The organism is bacterium, from assembly GCA_040755755.1.
Classification (GTDB): domain Bacteria; phylum SZUA-182; class SZUA-182; order DTGQ01; family DTGQ01; genus DTGQ01.
The window spans coordinates 107,177-131,278 of the sequence record JBFLZW010000022.1 but is presented as its reverse complement, the minus strand read 5'-3'; the positions used below and the strand labels follow the sequence as shown (position 1 = coordinate 131,278).

The following is a 24,102-nucleotide window of genomic DNA, read 5'->3' as shown; positions in this document are numbered from 1 at the left end:
GGAGGGTGGGGCTGCTTTTTTGCCCCACCAAATCAAATACCGCACGCGATCTCTTGGTCGAGCCTAACTGTCCACGTATTTACTGCGTCCACGTATTTACCGCGCTATATACTAAGATTATGCAACTATTATACGCTAATACTTTAAAAAATAAAGATAAAAAATGCATATCCAAATTGAGTGGCCAGTAATCAGTGACTCGACGGGACCTTTTCAGCACCTCTTGCGCCGTTAGGCTTTAGTGCATGCAGACTTTATAGTATTGATAATGGCTTTGATCCACCGGCTGAAGGGTTTATATCAGCCTCAACCGGTGGAGCCAAGAATATAATAGTATGAAATTATGTTACGATGTTTATCTGATAACCGGCCGGCCAACATTCCGGTTGCATATCACACAGCCCTTGTAAGGCATTTTCTCGACCGGAAACCAGGGGCAGTATCACCCTCCGTAAAGAATCTCTTTTTCTCCAGGCTGCAGATGTTCCCCATCTTGGATGAAAGCCTCCATAACTCCCCTCCCCCTTGAGGGGGGAGGCTGGGTGGGGGTGATGGTTATTTTTCACCTTCCTCATCGAGAAAAGGAACATGGGGAACATCTGTCCAGGCTACTTCTTGCTTGATGCTGTGTCGTCCAGGGAATCGTTCGAGGAAGACCATATCTTCTTAATGAAATCTTTGATTTTTTCCTGTCTTTCCTCTATTCTCGTGGTCATTTCTTCAGCTATATCCGGGTTGAAATTACTGATAAACGCTATCAGTTTTTCTCTCACCGGGCCGATGAAAGGGCCTGTTGGTAGTGGTGTTGGAGGTTCAGCCAAAGCTGAACCGGCAAAGATCAAGCTACCTATGAGTATGGATGCAAGGGAAAGGGTTAACCTGCGTTGGGTTTTCTTTTTCATACGCTTCACCTCATCACCGTGGTTTAGGGTTAATTGGTTGATACCAGCATGCTATCATACAAATCTATTTCGGCTATAAGTAAAAAAATATATTATCATGAGTACAAAAGTATCTCCTGGGCCTATTATTTTGTGTGTTTCAGGTGTTTTATGAGGAATATTTCATCCTGGTAATCTACTTTTCAATGAATTCATCCGATACAATAACCAGGAGGCGGGTGATTTACCATGTTAAACGATGTCATAGCTGTTATTCTCGGTGGCGGGCGCGGCACACGGCTGCTTCCCCTCACGCTTGAGCGGGCCAAGCCGGCCGTGAGCTTTGCCGGTAAATACCGGCTGATCGACATTCCTATCTCGAACAGCATCAATTCCGGAATCAACCGGATCTTCGTCCTGACGCAATTCATGTCAGCCAGTCTGCACCGGCATGTCATGCAGACCTATCAGTTTGACCTGTTCAGAGGCGGACTGGTAGATCTTCTGGCTGCCGAGCAGACCCTTCAGCGGACGGACTGGTTCCAGGGTACGGCAGATGCCGTGCGGGCCACCCTGAAGCATACCCTGTATTACCGGACGGAGCAGATGCTCATTCTCTCTGGTGATCACCTGTACCGGATGAATTACGCCGACCTCATCCGCTTTCACCGGGAAAAGAAGGCCGATGTCACCTTGTGTGTCTATCCGGTCACTCCGGCGGAAGCTCCGGGCATGGGGCTGCTCAAGGTGGATGAGTCGGGAGCGGTGCAGGAGTTTGTCGAAAAGCCCGAAGATCCGGCAGTTATCGAGCACTTCATGGCTTCGCGGAACATCTTTGAATCACAGGGGCTGACCCTCGATCCGGACCGCTGCCTGGCCTCGATGGGTATTTATGTCTTCGAGTCAAAGGTTCTGACCGAACTCCTGGCCGACCAGGCCAAAAATGACTTCGGGCATGAGGTCATTCCTTCAGCCATCGGGCAATACCGGGTCATGGCCTATCCTTTTTCCGGCTACTGGAAAGATATCGGGACGATCGCCACCTTCTTCGAGGCCAACCTCGCCCTGCTCCAGCCTGAGCCTCCTTTTTCCCTGTACTGGCCCCGGTGGCCCTTCTATACCCGCAACCGTGCCCTGCCGCCCAGCAGGATCGTGCAATCCAGGATCATTGACAGCCTGGTAGTCGAAGGCTCGGAAATCAAAGGCGCCCACATCATTGATTCCATTGTGGGCATGCGCGGCGTGGTCCGCAAGGGAAGCCGCCTCGATAACGTGGTCATGCTGGGAGCCGATTTCTACGACGGCGAACAGGTACTGGGCAACTTCCGGGAAATGAAAAGAAAACCGGGCAGATTCCGGGAAACGGACAAGGATCTGCCCCGACTTGGCATCGGGAGAGGCTGCCAGATCGAGCGGGCCATCATCGATAAAAACGTGCGCATCGGTGATGAGGTCATCATCCGGGCAAAACCGGAAGCCAAAGATTCTCAGAGCGATATCGCCTGGGTCCGGGACGGTATCACCATTATCCCCAAAGGTGCGGTAATCCCGTCAGGAACGAGGTTGTAAGGCATAAGGCACGCCCCCTTCTTCCCCTTCTTGCCCTCATCGAAGGACACCAAGGGTACGAAGACCACGCAGAGATTAAGCTTTTTAAAGGGTCAGGGTCCAGAGCAAGGTCCCTCGTGGCATGGGCAGGATGCCCATGCCAGTCTTTCTCTCTCTTCGTGCTCCGTGTTCCCCTTCGTGCTCTTCGTGTCCCCCTTCTTATTCAGCTTAACACCTGTGCCCTTCGGGGAGATGGCCGGCAGGGAGCCCCTGGGGCAAGGTGAGGGGCGTTGATCGCCGTTAATCCGAATGGCACTTACATAAGAATTAGTAATTCTCCCGCAGAGACGCTGAGACGCAGAGGATATCATTGAAAAGTAAAAGTAAAACAAGTTCCTCCTTGTGCCTTTTTACTTTTTGCTTGCTTCCAGGCCGTTGACACATCGATATATCCCGACTTTCATCAGGACCTTGCCGGATTGGTTGTTCTCTGCGTCTCTGCGGGAGATCTTTTTCCCTGTGTGCTTTGTGTCCTCTCTATTATAAGCTTGGCTTATGTAAGTGCCATTCCCGTTAATCCTGAAATTAATGACATTGCCCCCCAGGGGGGTGATCACTGGTAAAAGGTGTGTTGTCTTACCACTATGAGCCAACGGAATCGATAAGGAACGGGCTCGCAGCCTGATGGCGGCTGCGAGCCCGGATAAAACAATCATACTCCCGATGGGTGCCGGAAGAAGGTTAAGGCCAGCTTGACCACAGATTTGTCCCAGACCAGTTGTTGCCAGACCAGTTATATGAATTACCGAATGAATTATTGAACAGGCCATATGAGGAAGAATGGCCATACGATGGCCACCCGCTCGAACTATACGATGGCAGCCAGCTTGAATTATAGGATGACCAGGGGTTCGAGCTGTTCGATGACCACCAACCTGAATGAGAGGATGGCCACGAATTCTGATCATACGATGACCACCCGCTTGAGCTATAGGATGACCACCAGTCTGGATTTAATAATGCCAGCCAGTTCGACGTGTACAACGGCCAAATTCCATAAGAATAAGAAGTAGTTTGGCTGGTATTTGTCGTCGTACTGGCCTGCTGTTGGGTCACGAAAGAGCTGCTTCTTGCCGAGCTGAGCTGATTTCCGGAAAGATCCATGACGCCCTGGTCAATGCTGATCTGGTAGGTGGTCTTTGGGGCCAGCTTTGATTTGGGGGCCTGAAAAGTGATCGAGGTCAGGTCCGGCGATGGTTTGACTGTAAAGTTCGGGTCATCCGGCGTAATCGTAATATTCTCCAGCAGGGAGGCAAAATCCATAGGCTCACTGAAGGTAATAGTTATATCCTGCGATAAACTGACCTCAGTGGCATCGGGATTGGGCGTAATACTCTTCACCACCGGCGGAGTAATATCCAGCCTGCTGACTCCACTGTCCGTACCGAACCACAAATTGCCGCTGGCATCCTGCTGAATGCACCGTATCTGATCATCAGGAGAAGAATATGGATTCATCTGGGCAGTATAACTCTTCCAGGCTTTCCAGTCAGTGGTGGCAAAAATGCCGCCATCGGCAGCAAACCAGTACTTTTCACCGGGATAATCACTCCGGGTCACCGGAAAAATCGCGTTTACGCCCTTGCTTGCCAGGCCGGTTACTTTGGACCACCGGACCGCACGATCGGCACGATAATGATATGCTCCATCTCCTGTAGCTACCCAGAGAGTATCTTCCACAGGGTCGAAGAAAAGTGAGTTGATATTGATACCATAGGCATTGAAAACGGAGAACGAGCTGTCAAGGTTCGAGCTGTAAATGAGCTGGTTGGCTGAATTGAATTTAAAGATGTCGCCGAATTCCGTAGCCAGCCAGATATTGCCTGCATCATCCGGGGCTATGGCCTTGACCCAGTTATCAGTCAGGCCGCGACTGGTATCAAACATGAGCTTCCACTGCTGGTTGTACAAACGGAAAACGCCGTGATTCTGGGTCGCTACCCAGACACCGTCATTGGGGTCGATCGCAAGATCATGGATCGGATCATCGGGCAGCCCGTTTTGCCCCTTCGGAAAAAACTTGACTACGGTACCCTTGTCCGGATCGAACTTGACCACGCCCCCTCCCGTATCATTGTCCGGTTGAGCGCAGAGCCAGAGATTCCCTTGCTTATCTCCAGCCAGGCAGGTGATCCAATCGCCGGGCAGACCCGTAACGGGATGGTAGTCGGTCCAATAAACCGGCTTCAGCGGGTCCCCGTCAGCTTTGGGAGAATACTTGAACAGTCCGGCTCCGAGGGTTGCTGCCCAGAGAATGCCTTTCTTATCCAGGGCAAGATCGGAGACCGGTCTGTCGAGCCAAAAATAAGTCCATCCCTGATAGCAGGTCATATACTCAAAAACAGCCTCCATGCTATTGGGGGGCACAGCATAATCACTGGCTGTTATCCTGACTGAAACCCGCTGATTCTTTTCAAACGGTGCAGCGGAAGTGTAGGAAATGAGGCATCCCTGCTCATCTGTTGCAGTGATGCTTGCCTTTGCGGTAACATCACTTCCGTTTACTGTCAGGTGCACGGAGCCAATGTCCACGCCTGATCCAAGATCGCCGATACCATAGGTAAAGGTGGCATTGGCCGGTACACAGGACTGGTCAGGAGGATTACTGCTTGTCAGATATGGCTTGCAGGAATCCTCGCTGTAGAGGAAATAGCTGCGGGTTGCCGAATGACCGGACTGATCGCTTGCCTCGACCCTGACCGGGATAATGGTCGAGCACGCAAGGGGTGTATTGGGCCGGTAGCTCAGGGTGAGCCCCTGTGAAGTATCGGCGATGGTGGCTGCACTGGTGACATTGCGTCCATCGACAAAAAGGCGGATGGAATTCCGGTCGAGCCCGCCACACAGGGCCCTGATATTCAGGGTAATCTTCGGGTTGACCGAAATATTCGTGGAATTGGGGGGTGGATTGATAGCTTCGATAATCGGCTCACAATTCTGGCCGCTGGCAGGGGTGGTATCGGCAACAGGAATGGTACTGGCAGCAGGGGGGGGGCTGCTGCCGGGGGGAGCGCTGCTGCCGGCTATTGAGCCACTGCCAGGTTCAGTGCTCCCACTGGGTATTGTGCTACTGCCGGGTGCAGTCCCACTGCCAGGCGTAGTCCCGCTGCCGGGCTCGGTACTCCCGCCGGGAGTTGAGCCTGTTGTCCCCTGGTAGACCTGGGGTACAAATCGCGCTGCCTGGTTAAAGGAGACAGCCATCCCATTGCTGAGTGCATTCCTGGTATTGTACGAATACTGTCTGACTGTCTGGTTGTGATACTTGAGGCCGATTGTAGCACAGGCCCCGCGGGTTGAACGGTCGCTTCCTGTTATAACATCCTTGTACTGAAATACAATTTCATTACTTTCCTCATACAGGATCACCTCAAAGGTAACGGTGTCCGAGGCAATCTCGCCGGTATAGTGGCGCATGGGAATATCATGCCACTCGACAATAAGCCGGGCAGGTTTACTCACCCTGTCAACAAGGTAATAGACTGCCCCCCCAGTTGCGGGATCGAGATCAGCCCACAGGGGAGCAATAATATCACCGGGATTTCCCGTATAGGCTTTATTCGGATCAGCCGAATCAGCCAGGGGCTCATTGCTCCACTTGGCAGCATCGTTATTGCCAAAGGTGAGATATCCATTGGAAGAAATCTTAAGCTGAGTCAGCGGCTCTCCCAAAAAAGAGAAATGAAACCCGATACTTTCCAGGTCCACAGTTCGAAAATCATCATCCCCAAGAGTCAGGTTTTCCCTGCCGGATTTTGAGGACACATCTATCCATACATACGGACCGGGGCCAGCGACCTGGGCCCTGGCTACCGGACCTTTCAGCAGAAAAGTACACAAGATTGTTGATATAATGAAGCACACAGTGTTCTTCGATAACCTGACTTTCATGGTAATTCCTCCCGTTTGCCTTTGTTTTGCTGTTCTTGCCTGTATTTATTAACCATCAACCAACTTTTCCTTTTTCAAAGCCCCCCCTCCTGCCCTTAATACACGATGATGTTAACCAAATACCCAGCGCGGTAAACAGGGGCCATAGGGTAAAACCATCCTCATCTGAACCATATAAGCTACTATCTTCGCTCTTATGGGAAAGACGACATGGCAGTGTTGTATTTCTCCCCATCCTTACTGCGGGTCACCGGATGTTGTGCCATGTATCTCAACATGAGCGACTATATTTTGCCTTTTCGTGGAAAAACTTTTGTTTATTATCTTAGCTTAATTATATAAAAATTGCTATTTTTTTCTGCGGCGTGTTTCAGCCGCTGGGCAAACTGGCGTTTCTTACTATGGACCACTGGCAAGAAGAAACTAGCGGAGAATTTTCTCTGGATCTGGGGTATTTATGTGGTTGCGTTTCGGCAAGAGATTGGAGTCTCAAAAACACCCTGGGGTTTCCTTACCATCAGAAACCCCAGGGATAGTGTAATTCTCAGAATCAAGGCCCTTTGACGGGTGCCTTCAACTACAGCTCCAGCTCAACATCAGCCCAAGCTTTCGACTTAGAATTGATCATGACAGGCGCTGCACATATTGCTGCCTGGTGCCGCCGAGTAGTTATCCTGAACGAGCAGTTGGCCATGCTTGCCTTTTTGTCCAGCGGCTGGACGAGTCTCTCCGGCAATGGTTCCATCCCAGGCGGTTGCGGCTGCATGGGTGTTGTGGCAGGTCAGGCACAATACACCATCCGTGGCGGTATTGTTCCCGGCAGTAACACCCAGCGGGGAACCGCTCTTGCCGCCGAAAAATTGCTTGGGAAATGCCGTGCAGGTATTGCGGCCATTGGGTTTCTTGTCGGCTCCAACCGGGTGAGTCGTCCCCTGGGCCATCGGGTCAGGATTCGTGGCCGTGCAATGGCACTGTTCGCAGTAGCCATTGGCCTCGAACGGCGATTTATGGTCGTCCTCGGTCAGGCGATACAGATACGGCGGTTTGGTATTAATATGGACATCATGGCAGGTACCGCAGAAGATCTGTCCCTCGACCGTGCCATAATCATCCATGACCCCGCCTGCCGAACCCGCCTTGCCGTCGGCCTTCAGGAATTTCGGAACACCGACGCCCCCCGCGGAAATGATGTTCTCACGGGTATTGGGACTGACCGGTTTGCAGGCAAACCGATGGCTCTGGCGCGCCGTCGGGTTCAGGAGCGATCCGTTCTTCTCGTAGCTGCCGACAATGGTGGAATTACTATGGCAGCCATAGCACATGGCTTCATATCGGTCGAGTGGATCGGCTTTCAGGGTGGTATCTCCCTGAGATCCCCAATCCAGTTTTACGGCAGGGACTCTCATCATGGCATCGATATCAGCCCGGAGCGGAGATACACCAGCTCTGGGATCATCCTTGTCGTTCGAGTGAATGAAATGGCAGAACATGCAGCCGCCGCATTTAACCTTCTTCTCCGGACGGACACTCGTGGCCTTGAAGGTCCGTTCAACCCGGTTCTTGGTATCGTTCCTGGTTTTAAAATGAAGTCCGCCATTGGCTTCAAGCATTTTCCGGCTTTTGGGATGCTTGGGATCGTTGTGGCAATATTCGCACAGGGCAGTATCGTCATCTTTGAAAGAGGCAAACCGCAGGAAGCTTGGATTGCCCTCTATCTCGGTAGTATGGGATGCATGGCATGAGGTACAGCCAAAAATCTGCTGATCAAAGGGGGCGGATTTTCCATCTGCAGTGGAACCTTCCAATTTAAAAAGGAGCCCATTTCCTGGAACCTTGCCTTCATGACATCCCGAAACACCGCAGGAGGTCTGTGCCCATCGTTGACCCATGGGGTGATGAGCACGGGTTTTATCCAATTTCGGAGCATTGGGCCAGGTAGTCGTTGAAAGATGGCATGAAGTACAATTCTGCGATTCATATTTCACACCGAGAGCCCCGGCATTTCTCCCCAGAGATTGCTGGAACCCCGAGTTTTCTGTTCCGTAGGTCCAGATTCCCAGGGGGTCCAGACGATCGAGAAATATCATGGCATCATTTTCTGGATGATCAGCATCGTGGAATCCATCATGGGGGCGGTGGCAGGCTTCGCACTGAGGATCACCTTCGTCACCCGCGTGGACATGGACCACCGACTTTCCATCCGTGCCCTTGATATTACCTTCCTTCGGATGGCACTGACGGCAGAATGCCCTGCGGTCGTGGGTTTCACCTGCACTGCCGGTTTTCGAGTTAAGCCGCAGGTAATCTCCATGTCCTGATTCATCATTATTTGGCTGCTGGTGGGGGTTATGGCAGGAGCCGCAATAAAAGCCCTCGGTTTTTGAGAAGGGGAAACCGACGACCTCAGCCTCTCTGCCTCCATCTCCCTCAGTGCTGCTGAGATAGCTTGTGCCTCCATCCCTGTTGGGCTGGAATTGTGGCCCCATGACATGGTTGGCGCTGCCTCCCGAAAAAACGTTTCCATTTTTATTATTCAAATCAGCGAACTTGCCTCCATATTGGCCGTTTCCCTTCATGCGCAGCCCGGATTCAACCTGGGGAAAATCTTTATTTCCCTGATAGTGGCAACTGGCGCACAGGGTCTTTACCGTTGCCTCCTTGCCCTGAACCTCACTCCTGGCCCAGATTCTTGCTCCCTTTCCTGCGTGGGGGATATGACAATTGGCGCAAACCTGCTTGTTCGATCCAGATACCACGCACAAATGCCCGTTATACGGTGTTTGCCTTGATCCGTCAACCGCGTAAGCTCCAGGGGAACAGCAGAAAAGGATAAACAGACAGATTCCGAGAAAAGACAGTATCGTTTTTAGCTTTTTATTCATTGTTCGATCCCCTCTCTTCCATAAGCACTCTCTCCCAACCATTTTAATACGGTTCAGCATCTTAAATTTTAAACCCTCTCAATTCCGGATAATAACAACCTTCCCAAACTCTCAAAATCGAATCTCTCCATTCAATCACCGGCTACGTCATCATTGTCCACTCCTTCCCTTTTTCAATAAGCTGTTTATTGACTGATAGACATGATTATTTTTGATTTCCATCCTTGACTATATAAATCTTATTGACCTCCTGATCAGTAACCAAAATCGAGCCGTCATTCCCGATAAAGATTCCCGTTGGCATGGTGAAATAGGTCTTACCCTCTTTGCTGTCCATCCACTTGATTGCACCGACAAATTTCCCTTCAGGGCTGAATACCTGAACACATTTCAGAAGGAGGTCGCTTACATAAGCCCGGCCTTTACTGTCAACAGCCACTCCCGTCAAACGGGAAAACTGACCGGCCAGTTCCCCGCTTTGCCCGCCGATCTGAAAAAGCTCTGTTCCGTCCTGCTTAAAAACCCGAACCCGGTCGCACATACCTTCCGGCACAAATATCCGGTTCTGCTGATCGAAGCAGACAACTCCGGGAGTGCAAAACATGCCTTGTTCCTTGCCTTTAAAATACTGCAAAAACTTGCCATGCAGATCATAAATCCAGATATGGCCATTCGAGGCATCACTGACATAGAGCCGATTGCTTTTCTTATCAATGGCAATGCAACCCGGAGCGGCATTCTGATATTTGTCATCTGCGGTCAGAGCCGACTTGGAGGAAAATTCTTCCACAAATTCACCGGCAAAGGAAAAAACCAGTATCTTCTCCCGCTTGACATCACAGATGTATACTTTATCCTGACTATCAATGGCGACGCTGAACGGCTGGAGGAACTGACCCGGACCACTGCCTTCCTTGCCGAATTTGAATAAAAACTTGCCATCCCTGCTGTAAACCGCTATCTCGGAGGGTATATTTTTTACTACATAAAGATCACCCTTCGAATTCTGGGCCAGATGTACCGCGATACCATCCTGGCCTCCCTTCATCTCGACAGTCCGGGATTCACCCAGGGTGCCGACAAGTTTAACCGACCTGTTTTCAACCTTCTGCTCCTGATCGTCTTCAGCCTGAGCATCTTTCCGGTCCCCGGCCTTCTGTCTGCCTGCCTTGTTACCTGCCGTGGTCTCTTTGGCTTCAGCTTTGAAAAAGGCCGGCGGTGAAACAAGAAAAAACTGGACCAGCAGATTGATCAGGAAAAAAATCCATAAACTGGATGAAAACCGCTTCATAAATCTTATCCCCCTCCAAGTTTGAATTGTGCCGTCATCTATTTTCTCCGCATGCACCGCTACTCAACTCGCGCCAGGTTATTCAGTCAGCCCGGGAAAAAACTCCGAAAAACCCCGCTCCTCAAAAACCGCTCCGACATAGTGCATCATTAAAGGATGCAAAATAAATACCACGACTCCCCCATACCTGGCTGGTATCCCGAGATTTTTTGCTGGTGAAGGTAACTGGCCTGAACAAAAACCAGGAGCCCTTCCCTGAAATTCTCAAGGTTATTCCGGCAAACAGGAATAGAAAATATCAACTATGAATCCGATTACACAGTATGAAAGAAAATGCGAACTTATTATTCACTGCCGGGGTGTGGTCAACGCCTTCGACATCAGAGGAGTATTCACAAGATTTCGAGTGTATTGTCATATATCGGCTGTTTCTCCGATTTACCATGACAGGAAATGCCATTTCAGCCCATCAGAAAATGCATTCGTCTACTGTATAATCCTGCCGGGGAGGCGATCTCTTGTCTCAGAGAAGTATACTCAGCGTAAAATACATAGGGTTGCATATTTACAAATATGATATAATATAACAAAGGTATAAACCCAAGTCAATCGGTAATTTCCAATTATTCGGGAAGTTGAGCTGCCTTTGCCCCTCTGAACCTGGGTAGTTACGTTAATTCATCCCATAATGGCAATTAAAGCATAATCCACTGCCATACTGGTACTCGGGCTGATTCATGAACCTGCCGCCGATGGCATTATCAATGATCAGGAGTTTTCCGGCATTCACTTTTCCAGCCCGGCTGATCCCGTCATGCCTGGTCACGGCTGTATGGACACTGTGGCAGGACTGGCAGATGATATCTCCATCCAGCGTGTCGTTTGAGGTCTGTCCTCCAATCCCTCCACTGAAACCGGCGGTGACATAACCCTGAAAATGAGCACCGAATTGAACCGCTTTCTGTTTCAGCGGCCTGTTGACCGGATGGGAGGATTCGGTCTCGGCAGATATCGGCTTACTGGTGTGACAGGCAATGCACAGTGCAGAGCCGGAAAAGTCCTCGGTCACATTCGACCTGCGAAGGTACGCTGTGCGCCGGATGGTAAATTCCTGCGAGTAGTGGACAGGCGGGGAATCCTGCCTATGGACATTGTGACAGCTTCCACACCAGATTTTATCCTTCTCGATCCCGTAGTCATTTTGGCACTTCTTCTCTCTGCCATCGGAAACAACCGGTTTCCCATCCTCAAAGGGATCCAGGGTATTGATGACTTTGCTCGGCACGACATTAAACCGGTGTGAAAAGTACCGCTCGTCCACATTGTCAAAGAGGAGGGAATTTTTATCGTTATCAGCATCTTTTGACCCAACGATTTCAGACCGCGCATGGCAGCCATAGCAGGCATCCTCATAATCACGGGTATCCTGGTCCTGGAATTTATCAGCCCATTGCAGGTTTACCGGCACAATCCGCATGATTACATCGGTCGAAACTGAGGAATTCACTTCGGTTGCGATATCGCTATCAGTCTGGCAAACAGCCGCTGGTTCATCCGCTGATTGATGAATGGAGTGGCAGAAAAGGCACTCATTTTCATTCTGGGACTGCTGGCCGGTTGAACGCCCGACCTGATTATGCCCCCGTCCTGAAGTGGGCTCAAGATCACTGACCGCTTTATCAGAATGGCAGGCGACACAGAAGGCTCCGGGATGAGCCGGATCGTAGCTGGTGATGACCTGGGGATTCAGGTATTTTCCATTGGTACCCTTGTGAGGATCATGGCAGGATTTGCAGTAAAGTTCTCCTTCCGGCGAGAGGGGGCCTGCCGCGGTCTTCTGATGCCCATCGAGTGTAGCGTCCGCGCCTGTGCCCATAGGGTGATGTTCGTATCTGATCTGACAATCGTCTCCATTGAACGGGGCCATGAATGATCCATCGCCCCCGCCCTGTGCCCGATGGCAGCCATAGCAACTGGCTGCATACGATTCAGCCGCCGGATCGGAAAAACCGGGTACGTTGGGCACTGCCTTGAAGAGAACGGTGCTTTCGGTCCTGATAATTTTTTTTCCGCGATTGGGAGAATAATGCGGAGTGTGGCAGTCAAAGCAGCCGTCTCTGGTTCCGTGTCCACGAGCATTGCCCTGGATGAGGGGGGCATGGCATTGAATGCAGAATTCATAATGTTTCTGTGAGGTATTCTGAATCGTGCCCGGGGAGGACTCCCGCAGGTAATCGCCGCCCTCGAATGGATCGGTGTGAGGATTATGACAGCTCCCGCAATAGAACCCATCCCCCCCCTCCTTTATCCGCAGAGGGAATTCGGCCCAGTCTTTCCGGGTCACTGCCGGCCCTTGAAGGGAAGCATTGGCTCCCATGGGATGATCATTTCCTTCCTCAATAAAAATGTAATCCCTGGCCCCAAAGAGATGAGTTCCGTGACAGGTACCGCACAGCCGCTTGGTTCCGGTAAATTCTCCTCCCGGAGTACGCGCCCAGAGAAGGTCATCGGCAGCATGGTGAGGAAGATGACAGGCCCCGCAGGGGTCATCGGGTACGCACCAGGCATGGGGTCCGTTGAGAGCGCAGACGGTTTGAAAGCTGAAAAATATCGTCACCAGAGCACCAACAATGCCTACAGTCCACTGGAGAGTGATTCTCCGATACCTACTTTGCAATGTCGAATACTGAAACAACTTTTGTCTCCGCATTAACCACATAGATTTTATTATTCACCCATGCCAGACCGAGAGGCTGGCTGAACAGTCTGGGATTATCAGGCTGACTCACCGAGACCAGGTATTGCCCTTTATTGTTGAATACCTGGACTGAATTCGCAATAAAATCGGAAACATAAATCCGGTCTTTGGCATCGATGGCCAGGCCATAAGGCCGGACAAACTCTCCCTCTTTCGTCCCGCTCCTGCCGAACGCAAAGCGGAACTTGAAATCAGGAGTATAAGATTGAACCCTGAAATTACCTGCATCAACCACATAGATATTTCCCCTGGTATCGAACGAGATATGAGCCGGGCCGCTCAAATCCCCCTCCCCTGTTCCTGCTGTGCCAAAACTGGCTTTGAATTCTCCCTTCAGCGTGTAGACCCCAACCAGGTGATTGCAGGCATCGGCAGCATAAAGCCGATTGTCATAAGGATTATAGGCGATAAAAGGAGCACAGGTTTCACGCCCCTTTTCCGGCTGATGCAAAGGAAACTGGTCCAGAAACCTGCCATCCGAGCTGTAAATCAAAATCCTGTCCGCAGCCAGATCACTGATGTAGATAAGGTCCTGTTTATCAATCGCTATCCCCGAAGGCTCTTTGAGCACCCCTTTGTTACCAGACTTGTCCTGGCTGGAAGACTCTCTGCCGAAAGCAAACAGAAACCGTCCGGCGGAATCAAAGACCCGGACATCGTTTGTCAGCGAGCAGACAACAAAGAGCCTGCCGGTCGAATCGATAGCCAGGGACGTGGGCTTGCCGGACCGTGCTCCGGAAAAACTCATTTGAACCTGCCGGTCAAACCGATACAATGCGTCCGCCCCGGAGGGCTCCCTGGCCCGGACTGGACAGGTGAAGAGGAAAAGAAAGAAAAGTGACAAAATACAGGAACCTGCCGGAAATCCTTTGTGCTTTAAAATCAATTTCAAAAACATCATAAATTTCTTCCGCTCCCGAAGCCCTGCAAAGACAGTCATCAGTTATCAGTTATTCTCCGGAGTTTGTAATAAGCAAGACATGTGCCGTTCATAAATTGGCCGGGGAGAGTGTCTGCGCCAAACTCTGCTGGTTACGTAATTACACATATTATGAAAAAAAATGCAGATTTAGTCAATACTAATCTCATTATTTTTACCAGACATCTTCGCTTATAGCAGTTTTCCCTCTGTGCCTCTGTGTCTTGAGTGGTGTCCTTTGTCTTTTCTCACGGCTCCTCGTCAAGGCAGTACCGCTTGATTTTCTTATGCAGGCCCTGCCTGGTAATCCCCAGTAAGGCGGAGGCCTTATTCTTATTCCCCCGGGCTTCCTGGAGCGCTTTCCTGATGAGTCTGATTTCCAGGGCTCTTACCTGGTCAGGAAGCGAATAACCGGCGGTCTCTTTCTCGTGCAGAGAATGGCCGAAATTTTGCAGCTCCCGCGAGCACTTGTCAATGGTAATCCGCTCCCCTTCAGGGGTCAAGGCAACCAGATGTTCCACCTCCCGAAGTAATTGACGAACATTTCCCGGCCATGAATACTCCTCGAATAAGCTCAACACTTCCGGAGAGAACCCGGCCACCCTTTTTTTAAAGCGCTGGCTTACCCTGTCCAGAAAAGCCAGGGCCATGGTAACGATATCCTCCCGGCGTTCTCTCAGGGGCGGAATATGAATCTCGACCGAAAACAGCCGGAAGAACAGATCCTCACGGAAACGCCCGCTCGCCACCTCCTGCCGAAGATCCTTGTTGGTGGAGCTGATGATGCGCAGATTATAGCGCATCAGCCTGTTGCTTCCCAGCCGGCAGCCTTCCCCTTCCTGAATGGCCCGGAGAAACTTCGGCTGGATGGCCAGGGGCATATCGGCCACCTCATCCAGAAATAACGTGCCGCCGTCAGCCTCTTCAAACCGGCCTTTGCGGCTCGCCACAGCGCCGGTGAAAGCCCCCTTTTCATAGCCGAAGAACTCGCTTTCCATCAGGCTTTCAAGGATCGAAGCGCAGTTGACAGCCACAAAGGGCTTATCGCGCCGGTCACTTCCTTCATGGATCATACGGGCAATCAGCTCTTTGCCTGTCCCGTGCTCTCCATGAATAAATACATTGACCGGGGTCTTGCTGATCATCCGCACTTCGTCGATGATATTCCTCATGACCGGGCTTTCGACAATAAAGAGGACATCCCGGAAATAATTTTTTTCAAATTGCTCGACCTCGCAGTTCAACTGGCTTGATATCCGCAGGATCTCCCGGCTCAGGAGTATGCCCTCGATGGAAGCTGAAAGGAAATTGGCGATTTCCTGCAACCGCTCCACATCCTGCCGGGTAAACTGCCGCCCCTCTGCCTTGTTCAGCACTTCGATGGCACCGGCCACACCACGTCCGGTCAGACTCCTGATGGGGGCGCAGACCAGACTGTGAGTGACAAAGCCGGTCCTGGCATCAGTTTCGGTATGAAATCCCTGCCGCTTGTCCAGGTCATGCTCGACAATACACTGGCCGGTCGAGACAGCCCTGCCGACAACGCTTTCATCTTTCGGCGGCTCGATTTTTATTCCTTCCAGCCCGGTGCCGAACATCGACCAGATCTTGCCTATCTCAGCGTCAGCCATGAAAATGGTGCAGCGTTCGGCATCCATAACCTTCGGCAGAATGGCCACGTAAAACTTCAACAGGGCTTCATAATCATCAACTGTCCAGGATCGGGTAACCTGCTCCAGCCGAAACTTAAGGTTGGCAAGTCGCTGGTAAATCGTTTCAGGCTCATTTACCGCCACTCTTTTCCCTCCACCTTTTGTAAATTAAGTTTACTATTAATAACACCGTTGACATCTCACCGTTGATGCTGTCCTGTGAGATGCTCTGAATCCACTGCACATTAAATCCGTACCGGCTTTCCAGATTGGTAGCGGGATTCTTTCCATAATTCTACTATAGTTCTGGAATACTTGCCATATAAAGTCAAACGAATGAGGGAGAAAAACGCTTCCCTGAGCTTATACTCTAAACGGCTGAGAGCTGAACTTTTCCAGGGGAGTCAGGAATCAGGCGTCAGAATTCAGAATAAGCAATCATCTTTTCCTGACTCCTGGCTCCTGACTTCTGACTTCTGAATAATGGATTTCAGCCTCCTTACGTAAACATCGTTGACGACAAAATGGCCTTCAAAATAATTCACGCTGATCTGATCAGCGGAGATTACCTCATAACATTTTGTTATATCGTAGCTTACAGAATACCCCCCAATCAGCGGCAACCTTATGGCATGCGGGTTGCATTATAAATGTAGTATAATAGAGTAATAGCCAGCACGAATAACTTGCGCTTTACTGTAACCTGCACCGTACCAGTACACGCGGTCAGTGAATGAATCTGGAAGCAGTTCAGAAGTATTCGTTATGATCCTCTTATCCCTTTTTGGGGAGAGAGGTTGTGAGCGGTTTCGATCGAAAAGGAGGGTTTCGCATGGAAAGCTTGTTGAGCAATCTGATAGTCACCATTTCTGCAGGCCATATTATCCTCCTGGTCATTACCACCACCATTTCTTTCACCCTGGCTCAACAGAAAAAATTTGTCTTACTGCCGCACCGGGCCATTAGCGCTCGAAATATCCCTGGCAAAAATCTTATATGTTCAGTTGAACCGATAGTCAACCTTTTTCGCTCATATCTGCACGGCAATGCACAGCACTGAGACATTCTGGTCTCAAGAGGCGCACAAGGAGGAGGGGAGCGGGGGGATTCCAGAATCCCCTCTTTCCTGAAAGGATCGAGGCGGGACGTGAAATTCCCCCTCGATCCGCCTCAAAATAGGGGAGAGGGATATCCTGTCCGGTTTCCCGGCTCCTGAAATGCCCCGGCATACCAGCACATATGAGCGCCCTTTTCATAAGGAGGTGAACACGGCGAAGAGGAAAAAAACAGGTAATTCTTTATAATTTGTCTTGGAAGCACAGGTAGTTGAGAGTAAAAAAAAAGAGGAGAGTCAGAGAAAGGAGTAGTGAGGATCATGGCTAAGTTAAAAAACATCTGGTGGGCCAAGTTGTCGAGCTTCTGTTGCCTCGTGTTCTTCATCATGGCCATTGGCATAGGGTTTACGGGAGTTCAGGAAGGCAGGACAAATTCGGAGACGAATCTGTCTCTGAGCGGGCAGGCGCTGTATCCTCAGCCCGTGGATCAGGAAGTTCCGGAAATCTACGATACGAAAGTCGTCTGGATGCAGCAGGGAGACGATTATTACTACAAGGTATTCCTGAGTGACCTTGAGACCGGCAGCAGCAGGCAACTCGGTCAAAGCGCGGCTGCGGAAAAGTATCCGGCCATCTGGGGAAACAAGGTTATCTGGATGGATTACCGGAGCATCATGGATGATCCGTCTGTCGAGAATAAATATGCATACATCTTCAAATACTACGACATGTACGGATATGACCTGGAGACAGATGAGGAGTTTCCCATCTGCACGAATCCGGAATGGCAGGGGTACGGAGATATTCAGAAAGAGCGCGTCGTGTATGCGGACCTGCGGACCGGCAGCCCGGACATCTTTCTCTATGACCTGCGAACCAGCCAGGAATATGCTATTTGCCTCGATCCTTCCTGGCAGGGGAATCCGGTCATTTCCGACAATTACATCATCTGGATGGACGAGCGGTCGGGCAATTATGACATCTATGGCCTTGACCTGACGACCGGCCGGGAGTTCCCCATCTGTACGGCGGCTGATAATCAGGCTTACCCGGCTGTCAGTGGAACAAAGGTTGTCTGGCAGGACAAAAGAAACGGCAACGACGATATTTACCTGTACGATCTGGCCACAAAGCAGGAAATCGCCATCTGCGTCCACGAAGGGAAGCAGCAGGTTCCGGATATCTGCGGCAATATCGTTGTCTGGCAGGATGACCGAAACGGAAACTGGGATATCTATGGTTACGATCTGAATACCCATAAGGAATTTCAAATTACCGACCAGAGCGGAGATCAGACTTTCCCGGCTATTTCCGGGGACAGGATTATCTGGGTCGATTCCAGAAGCGGTCATAAAAATGTCTATGCCGCTATCCTGCCGACCGGATTTGCTCCGCAACCCGATGTCCAGGTCCGCTACCGGGAGGCTGTCACTGCCGCTGGCGCGCTTACTGCTTCTGTCTCTTCGACTATAGCTTCGAATATCGATATATCGAAAACCGCTGTAACTGCAACTCCTGTTGGGACATCCATAACCGGCCCTTCAATCGTGAATTATGAAAACAGCGGCTGCAAAAAAGAGATTTCCTCCACTACGGGACGATCTGCGGAAGAGGAGAAATTTACCTGCAGTTATCATGACAATCTCCTTTACCTGTTCCATGAGAACGCCTCGTACAACTGCTGCATTGAGGAAATCGCCGTCACCATGAGTATGACGGGAAATACCATCAATATCTATGAAGAGGAAAAGTTAGAAGGCAGTGGATGCAGATGTATCTGCACGTATGATATCACTACAAAAATCGGATGCCTGGAGCCCGGCACGTATGAAGTGAAATTCTTCAATAAGAAAACCGGGCAATTGCTCGGCGTGATTAAAGAGGTGGTTATCCCGCCTATTGTTTGCCCGATTTCCAGCACTGCTCCAGCGCAAAAATGCTGCCCGCTTCCCTGCACCGATCCCATAAACAGGTGCTGCCCCTATGCTTCTGCCATTCCGGAGCAAAAGTGCATAGTGTGCCCGGTGCCCTGCCCGGTTGCTGCCGATACAGTGCCAGCCCAATTCTGCTGTCCATGCAGGCACTTCGATAACATGGAACTGGACACCTGGAAGTTCACCAAGGGACCAGTAACCAAGCCGTTTCCGGTGACCCAGGAAATTGATTATTCAACGGAAGCATATGTCTCGCCCAAACGGTCAATCCGGGCTTTTCTGGAAGGTTATCTGGAAAAGACCAGCAGCAGTACCGCTACTATCAAGGCTTCAAGTGATACTCTGATAGCTGCGAATCCTCTGCTCGTGGCGGATGCCACTCAGATAGTCGTGGATCCCACCATAATAGCGCCAATCGACCCGGAAAAATATCCAGGCAAGGTCAGCGCTTCCCGTGAATTTTATCTCTGCGGATGCGAAGACCTCAACCTTAAGCTTTCCTATCGCATTCAACAGGTTATGACTTCCCGCAGCGCCTATCGCAGAGTGAGTGTGGAAGTTATTGCCCGTAACGCCTCCGGACAGACCATGGGCCAGCGCTCCTATGTTTTGTTCAAGAACGGTTCCCAGTCTTTGGAACCGAACACCACGATTCTCATAGAATCCTCCACTCAGGACAAATGGAATACCCTGGAGAGAAGTCTTGAAAAGGACATTCCCATCAAGTGGTGCGAGGTCAGAACCATCCAGGTGATATTGACCGCAGCGGGGAATTTCCCGCCAGGATCGGGCGACTACCTGAAAGTATTCTGGGATGATCTAACCATCTGGGGCCAAAACTGCGATTCTATCCCCTGGTGCTATCCCTGTCCGACGACCGGAACTGCCCCGCAAATAATCTGCTGCCCGCTGGCTACAGCCGATGTAAGCTCGGATGTTCTGTGGTGCAGGCCCTGCCCCTATGCGTACAAGCTGCCAACCGGCGAGGTCAGGTACTGCTGTCCGGTGGCTGCCACCGCCGATATTCAGCTCTGGTGCAGGCCCTGTCCTGTGGCTGATACCGGAACGGCAGGCCCCAATGCCTACTGCTGCCCGGTGGCTGCAACTACGGCGGACAGTCAGGCACTGTGGTGCAGGCCCTGTCCTCTGGCCACGAATGTTGATGACAATATCCAGGCATGGTGCTGCCCGGTGTCGGATGCGACCGTGGAAGGAGTGCGCCTGTGGTGCAGACCCTGCCCCATAGCTGTCCAGCTCGATAACTCTGTCATACGCTGGTGCTGCCCGGTGGCCCAGGCTGATGTGGCCAATCAGGCCCTGTGGTGCAGACCCTGCCCCTATGTGGTGGAAAAGGATGGCCAGCTCACCCGCTGGTGCTGTCCACTGGCCAAAGAGGTCGATAACCAGCTCTGGTGCAGGCCCTGTCCCAATCCCAAAACCACGGATAAGGAGCTGAACATTTACTGCTGTCCCATTGCCACCAGTACCGGCCAGGATCTGTGGTGCAAACCCTGTCCTCTGGCCGCTGGCGTGGATGAGGCTCTCAGGCAGTGGTGCTGCCCGCTGCCAACCGCAGAGGTCAACTCCGATGTTCTCTGGTGCCGCCCCTGCCCGTTTGTTCAAAATGTCGATGGCGGCATTATCAACTACTGCTGCCCGCTGGCAACAGCCGAAGTAAGCTCGGATGTTCTGTGGTGCAGACCCTGTCCCTATGAGATCAAGATGGCCGATGGAACCATAAAACGCTGCTGCCCGCTGGCTACAGCCGAGGTGAGCGCAAATGTCCTCCGCTGCTATCCCTGCCCGATAGTTGCCGGTACATCGCCCAGTCTGATCTGCAAGCCCTGCCCCTATGCGTACAAGCTGCCAACCGGCGAGGTCAGGTACTGCTGTCCGGTGGCTGCCACCGCCGATATTCAGCTCTGGTGCAGGCCCTGTCCTGTGGCTGATACCGGAACGGCAGGCCCCAATGCCTACTGCTGCCCGGTGGCTGCAACTACGGCGGACAGTCAGGCACTGTGGTGCAGGCCCTGTCCTCTGGCCACGAATGTTGATGACAATATCCAGGCATGGTGCTGCCCGGTGTCGGATGCGACCGTGGAAGGAGTGCGCCTGTGGTGCAGACCCTGCCCCATAGCTGTCCAGCTCGATAACTCTGTCATACGCTGGTGCTGCCCGGTGGCCCAGGCTGATGTGGCCAATCAGGCCCTGTGGTGCAGACCCTGCCCCTATGTGGTGGAAAAGGATGGCCAGCTCACCCGCTGGTGCTGTCCACTGGCCAAAGAGGTCGATAACCAGCTCTGGTGCAGGCCCTGTCCCAATCCCAAAACCACGGATAAGGAGCTGAACATTTACTGCTGTCCCATTGCCACCAGTACCGGCCAGGATCTGTGGTGCAAACCCTGTCCTCTGGCCGCTGGCGTGGATGAGGCTCTCAGGCAGTGGTGCTGCCCGCTGCCAACCGCAGAGGTCAACTCCGATGTTCTCTGGTGCCGCCCCTGCCCGTTTGTTCAAAATGTCGATGGCGGCATTATCAACTACTGCTGCCCGCTGGCAACAGCCGAAGTAAGCTCGGATGTTCTGTGGTGCAGACCCTGTCCCTATGAGATCAAGATGGCCGATGGAACCATAAAACGCTGCTGCCCGCTGGCTACAGCCGAGGTGAGCGCAAATGTCCTCCGCTGCTATCCCTGCCCGATAGTTGCCGGTACATCGCCTGCTCTGATCTGCAAACCCTGTCCGGTGCCGGTAACACCGCTGCCTGACAATTGCATAATCGCCAAGGTAAGGGAAATCCAGCACCATGTCTCAACAGGCCGCTCTGATCTGAAGATAGTTGATGAGTCGGGAAATATCCGTGAGATTTCGGTACCTTTGACCCAGGCTGAAGATATCGAGGCCGGCGATCAGGTCAAGGTTTGTTTCGAGATGGATGCAAGTGGCCGGATTATCTCAATCACTATTGAAAAGTATGATGCTCAGGCTCAAGTGATTCCTCCGGCTCAAATTTGTTATCCCTGCCCCCTGGCCACAGCCGAGGTGAGCGCGGATGTTCTGTGGTGCAAGCCCTGCCCCTATGCGTACAAGCTGCCAACCGGCGAGGTCAGGTACTGCTGTCCGGTGGCTGCCACCGCCGATATTCAGCTCTGGTGCAGGCCCTGTCCTGTGGCTGATACTGGAACGGCAGGCCCCAATGCCTACTGCTGCCCGGTGGCTACAGCCACAGTAACTAACCAGGCACTGTGGTGCAGACCCTGTCCTCTGGCCACGAATGTTGATAACAGTATCCAGGTGTGGTGCTGTCCGGTGCCCGATGTTTCCGTGGAAGGAGTGCGCCTGTGGTGCAGACCCTGTCCCATAGCTGCCAAGCTGGATAACAGTGTCATTCGCTGGTGCTGTCCGCTGGCCCAGGCTGATGTGGCCGATCAGGCCCTGTGGTGCAGACCCTGCCCCTATGTGGTGGAAAAAGACGGCCTGCTCACCCGCTGGTGCTGTCCGATAGCCAAAGAGGTCGATAACCAGCTCTGGTGCAGGCCCTGTCCTTATCCCAAAACTGCTGACAAGGAGCTGAATATTTACTGCTGTCCCATTGCCACCAGTACCGGCCAGGATCTGTGGTGCAAACCCTGTCCTCTGGCTGCCGGTGTGGATGAGACTCTCAGGCAGTGGTGCTGCCCCCTGCCAGCCGCAGAGGTCAGCTCCGATATTCTCTGGTGCCGCCCCTGTCCGTTTGCCCAAAATGTCGATGGCAGCATTATCAACTACTGCTGCCCGCTGGCAACAGCCGAAGTAAGCTCGGATGTCCTGTGGTGCAGACCCTGTCCGGCAAGCAGTACTCAACCCGCCCAGATCTGCTGCCCCATCTCCACTGCCCAGGCCGCTGGAAGCGTTTTGTGGTGCCATCCGCTAGTAACTGGATGTACAGAGGAAAGTAGCGGAGCGCTGGATATCGAAGGAGCCCAGGGGATAGCGGGAGGTGAGGTTAAAATCCCGGTACGGATTCAAAAGGCGCCCACCAGTGTCTCTGCCCTTGGCTTTGAAGTAGTCTACAGGCCGGATATTTTGCAGTACATTGGATATGAACCAGGCGATCTGGTAACTTCTTTCCGCTTGTTTCAGGTCAATTCCATTGGCACTGATAGACTCATCGTCGGAGGAGCTTCTGATAAAGCAATCCCCAAGGGAACAAGCGGCAGGCTCGTATGGCTGAAATTCAAGGTTATCGGTGATCTGGAAGACGGCTGCTATCCTTTAGACCTGGAAAAACCGATCGATGATCTGGTTCAATTTTCCAAAACCGGAGGATGTATCTGCCTGAAGGACACTGTTCCACCTGAAATCGACTGCCCGGCAGACAGGGTCATTGCCCAGATAACCAGTGCAGGTACGCCTGCTGACGATCCCGAAATAGTTGCCTTCCTGTCCGAGGCTAAAGCCTGGGATGCGGTAGATGGCAAGGTTGAGGTTACCTGCCATGTCCCCTCCGGTGTCAACGAGGAAGGGATAAAATCCGCGCTTCCGCAAATCCTGCCGCCTGGCAAGACCACGGTCATCTTTACTGCCAGTGATAAGGCCGGTAACACCATCTCCTGCACAGCTACGATCACCATTCAACCGATCGTGTGCGAGGAAGATGATTCCGGAAAACTGGACATCGAAGGGACCCAAGGCAGGGTGGACGAAGAAGTCAAGATACCGGTAAGGATTCAAAAAGCGCCCGGTGCAGTCTCTTCCCTTGGCTTTGAGGTAAGCTACAAGCCATCTGTCCTGGAGTACCTGGGGTTTGAACCAGGGAACCTGGTAACCTCTTTCCCGAGCTTTTCGGTCAATTCCATTGGCTCCGGCAGACTGATCGCAGGAGGATACTCCACCCAGGGTATCCCGAAGGAAGCAAGCGGTACTGTGGTCATCCTGAAGTTCAAGGTCAGGGGTGGCATGGAAGGTGGATGTTATCCCCTGAGGCTGGAAGAATTGACGGACGATCTGGCAAAGTTTTCCGCCACTCCAGGCTGCTTCTGCATCTATAGCTGCGATGGCGATCTTAACGGAGATGGCAGCATTACGCCAAAAGACGCTCTGATCGCCTTCCAGTGTTATCTTGCCGCAGGACCGTGCAGCGATTGTGCCGATGTCGATGGGAATGGCAGCGTTACTCCGGCTGACGCTCTGTGCCTGTTTAAAAAGTATCTGGGACAGCCTTCCTGCCTGGATAACCAGTAAGCGTTAAGCCCGGC

At 52.0% G+C, this 24,102-nt stretch carries 10 protein-coding genes; 3 read left to right on the top strand and 7 right to left on the bottom strand.

Annotated features, from left to right (window positions below):
* Positions 1-608 precede the first annotated feature (608 nt).
* Entirely contained in the window at positions 609-902 is a 294-nt protein-coding gene (locus tag AB1611_07925; protein MEW6379522.1) for a hypothetical protein, read from the bottom strand.
* Between the two features lie 228 nt (positions 903-1,130).
* On the opposite strand from AB1611_07925, the gene AB1611_07920 reads away from it, so the two are divergent.
* A complete protein-coding gene (locus AB1611_07920; protein MEW6379521.1) occupies positions 1,131-2,450 on the top strand; it encodes a glucose-1-phosphate adenylyltransferase in 1,320 nt (439 codons plus the stop codon).
* A gap of 720 nt (positions 2,451-3,170) precedes the next feature.
* On the opposite strand, the gene AB1611_07915 is transcribed toward AB1611_07920, so the two are convergent.
* The 6 genes from AB1611_07915 to AB1611_07890 all read right to left on the bottom strand — a co-directional run bounded on the left by AB1611_07915 (position 3,171) and on the right by AB1611_07890 (position 16,023).
* A complete protein-coding gene (locus tag AB1611_07915) occupies positions 3,171-6,377 on the bottom strand; it encodes an Ig-like domain-containing protein (protein ID MEW6379520.1) in 3,207 nt (1,068 codons plus the stop codon).
* Positions 6,378-6,991: 614 nt separating this feature from the next.
* The gene (locus tag AB1611_07910) at positions 6,992-9,259 is read right to left on the bottom strand and encodes a cytochrome c3 family protein (protein ID MEW6379519.1); all 2,268 of its coding nucleotides are present in this window, start codon (positions 9,257-9,259) and stop codon (positions 6,992-6,994) included.
* A gap of 205 nt (positions 9,260-9,464) precedes the next feature.
* The gene (locus AB1611_07905) at positions 9,465-10,550 is read right to left on the bottom strand and encodes an NHL repeat-containing protein (GenBank protein MEW6379518.1); all 1,086 of its coding nucleotides are present in this window, start codon (positions 10,548-10,550) and stop codon (positions 9,465-9,467) included.
* Positions 10,551-11,223: 673 nt separating this feature from the next.
* Complete coding sequence (locus tag AB1611_07900) at positions 11,224-13,227, bottom strand: cytochrome c3 family protein (protein MEW6379517.1); 2,004 nt, start codon at positions 13,225-13,227, stop codon at positions 11,224-11,226.
* Positions 13,217-14,248 (bottom strand): hypothetical protein, encoded by a 1,032-nt coding sequence (locus tag AB1611_07895; GenBank protein ID MEW6379516.1) that lies wholly within the window; start codon positions 14,246-14,248, stop codon positions 13,217-13,219. The genes AB1611_07900 and AB1611_07895 overlap by 11 nt, the downstream gene beginning before the upstream one ends.
* A 227-nt stretch (positions 14,249-14,475) precedes the next feature.
* The gene (locus tag AB1611_07890) at positions 14,476-16,023 is read right to left on the bottom strand and encodes a sigma 54-interacting transcriptional regulator (GenBank protein ID MEW6379515.1); all 1,548 of its coding nucleotides are present in this window, start codon (positions 16,021-16,023) and stop codon (positions 14,476-14,478) included.
* 688 nt (positions 16,024-16,711) lie between these two features.
* On the opposite strand from AB1611_07890, the gene AB1611_07885 reads away from it, so the two are divergent.
* Entirely contained in the window at positions 16,712-16,939 is a 228-nt protein-coding gene (locus tag AB1611_07885; protein MEW6379514.1) for a hypothetical protein, read from the top strand.
* A 315-nt stretch (positions 16,940-17,254) separates the two neighbouring features.
* On the top strand, positions 17,255-24,088 hold the full coding sequence (locus AB1611_07880; GenBank protein ID MEW6379513.1) for a cohesin domain-containing protein: 6,834 nt from the start codon (positions 17,255-17,257) through the stop codon (positions 24,086-24,088).
* The last annotated feature ends 14 nt before the right edge of the window (positions 24,089-24,102 follow it).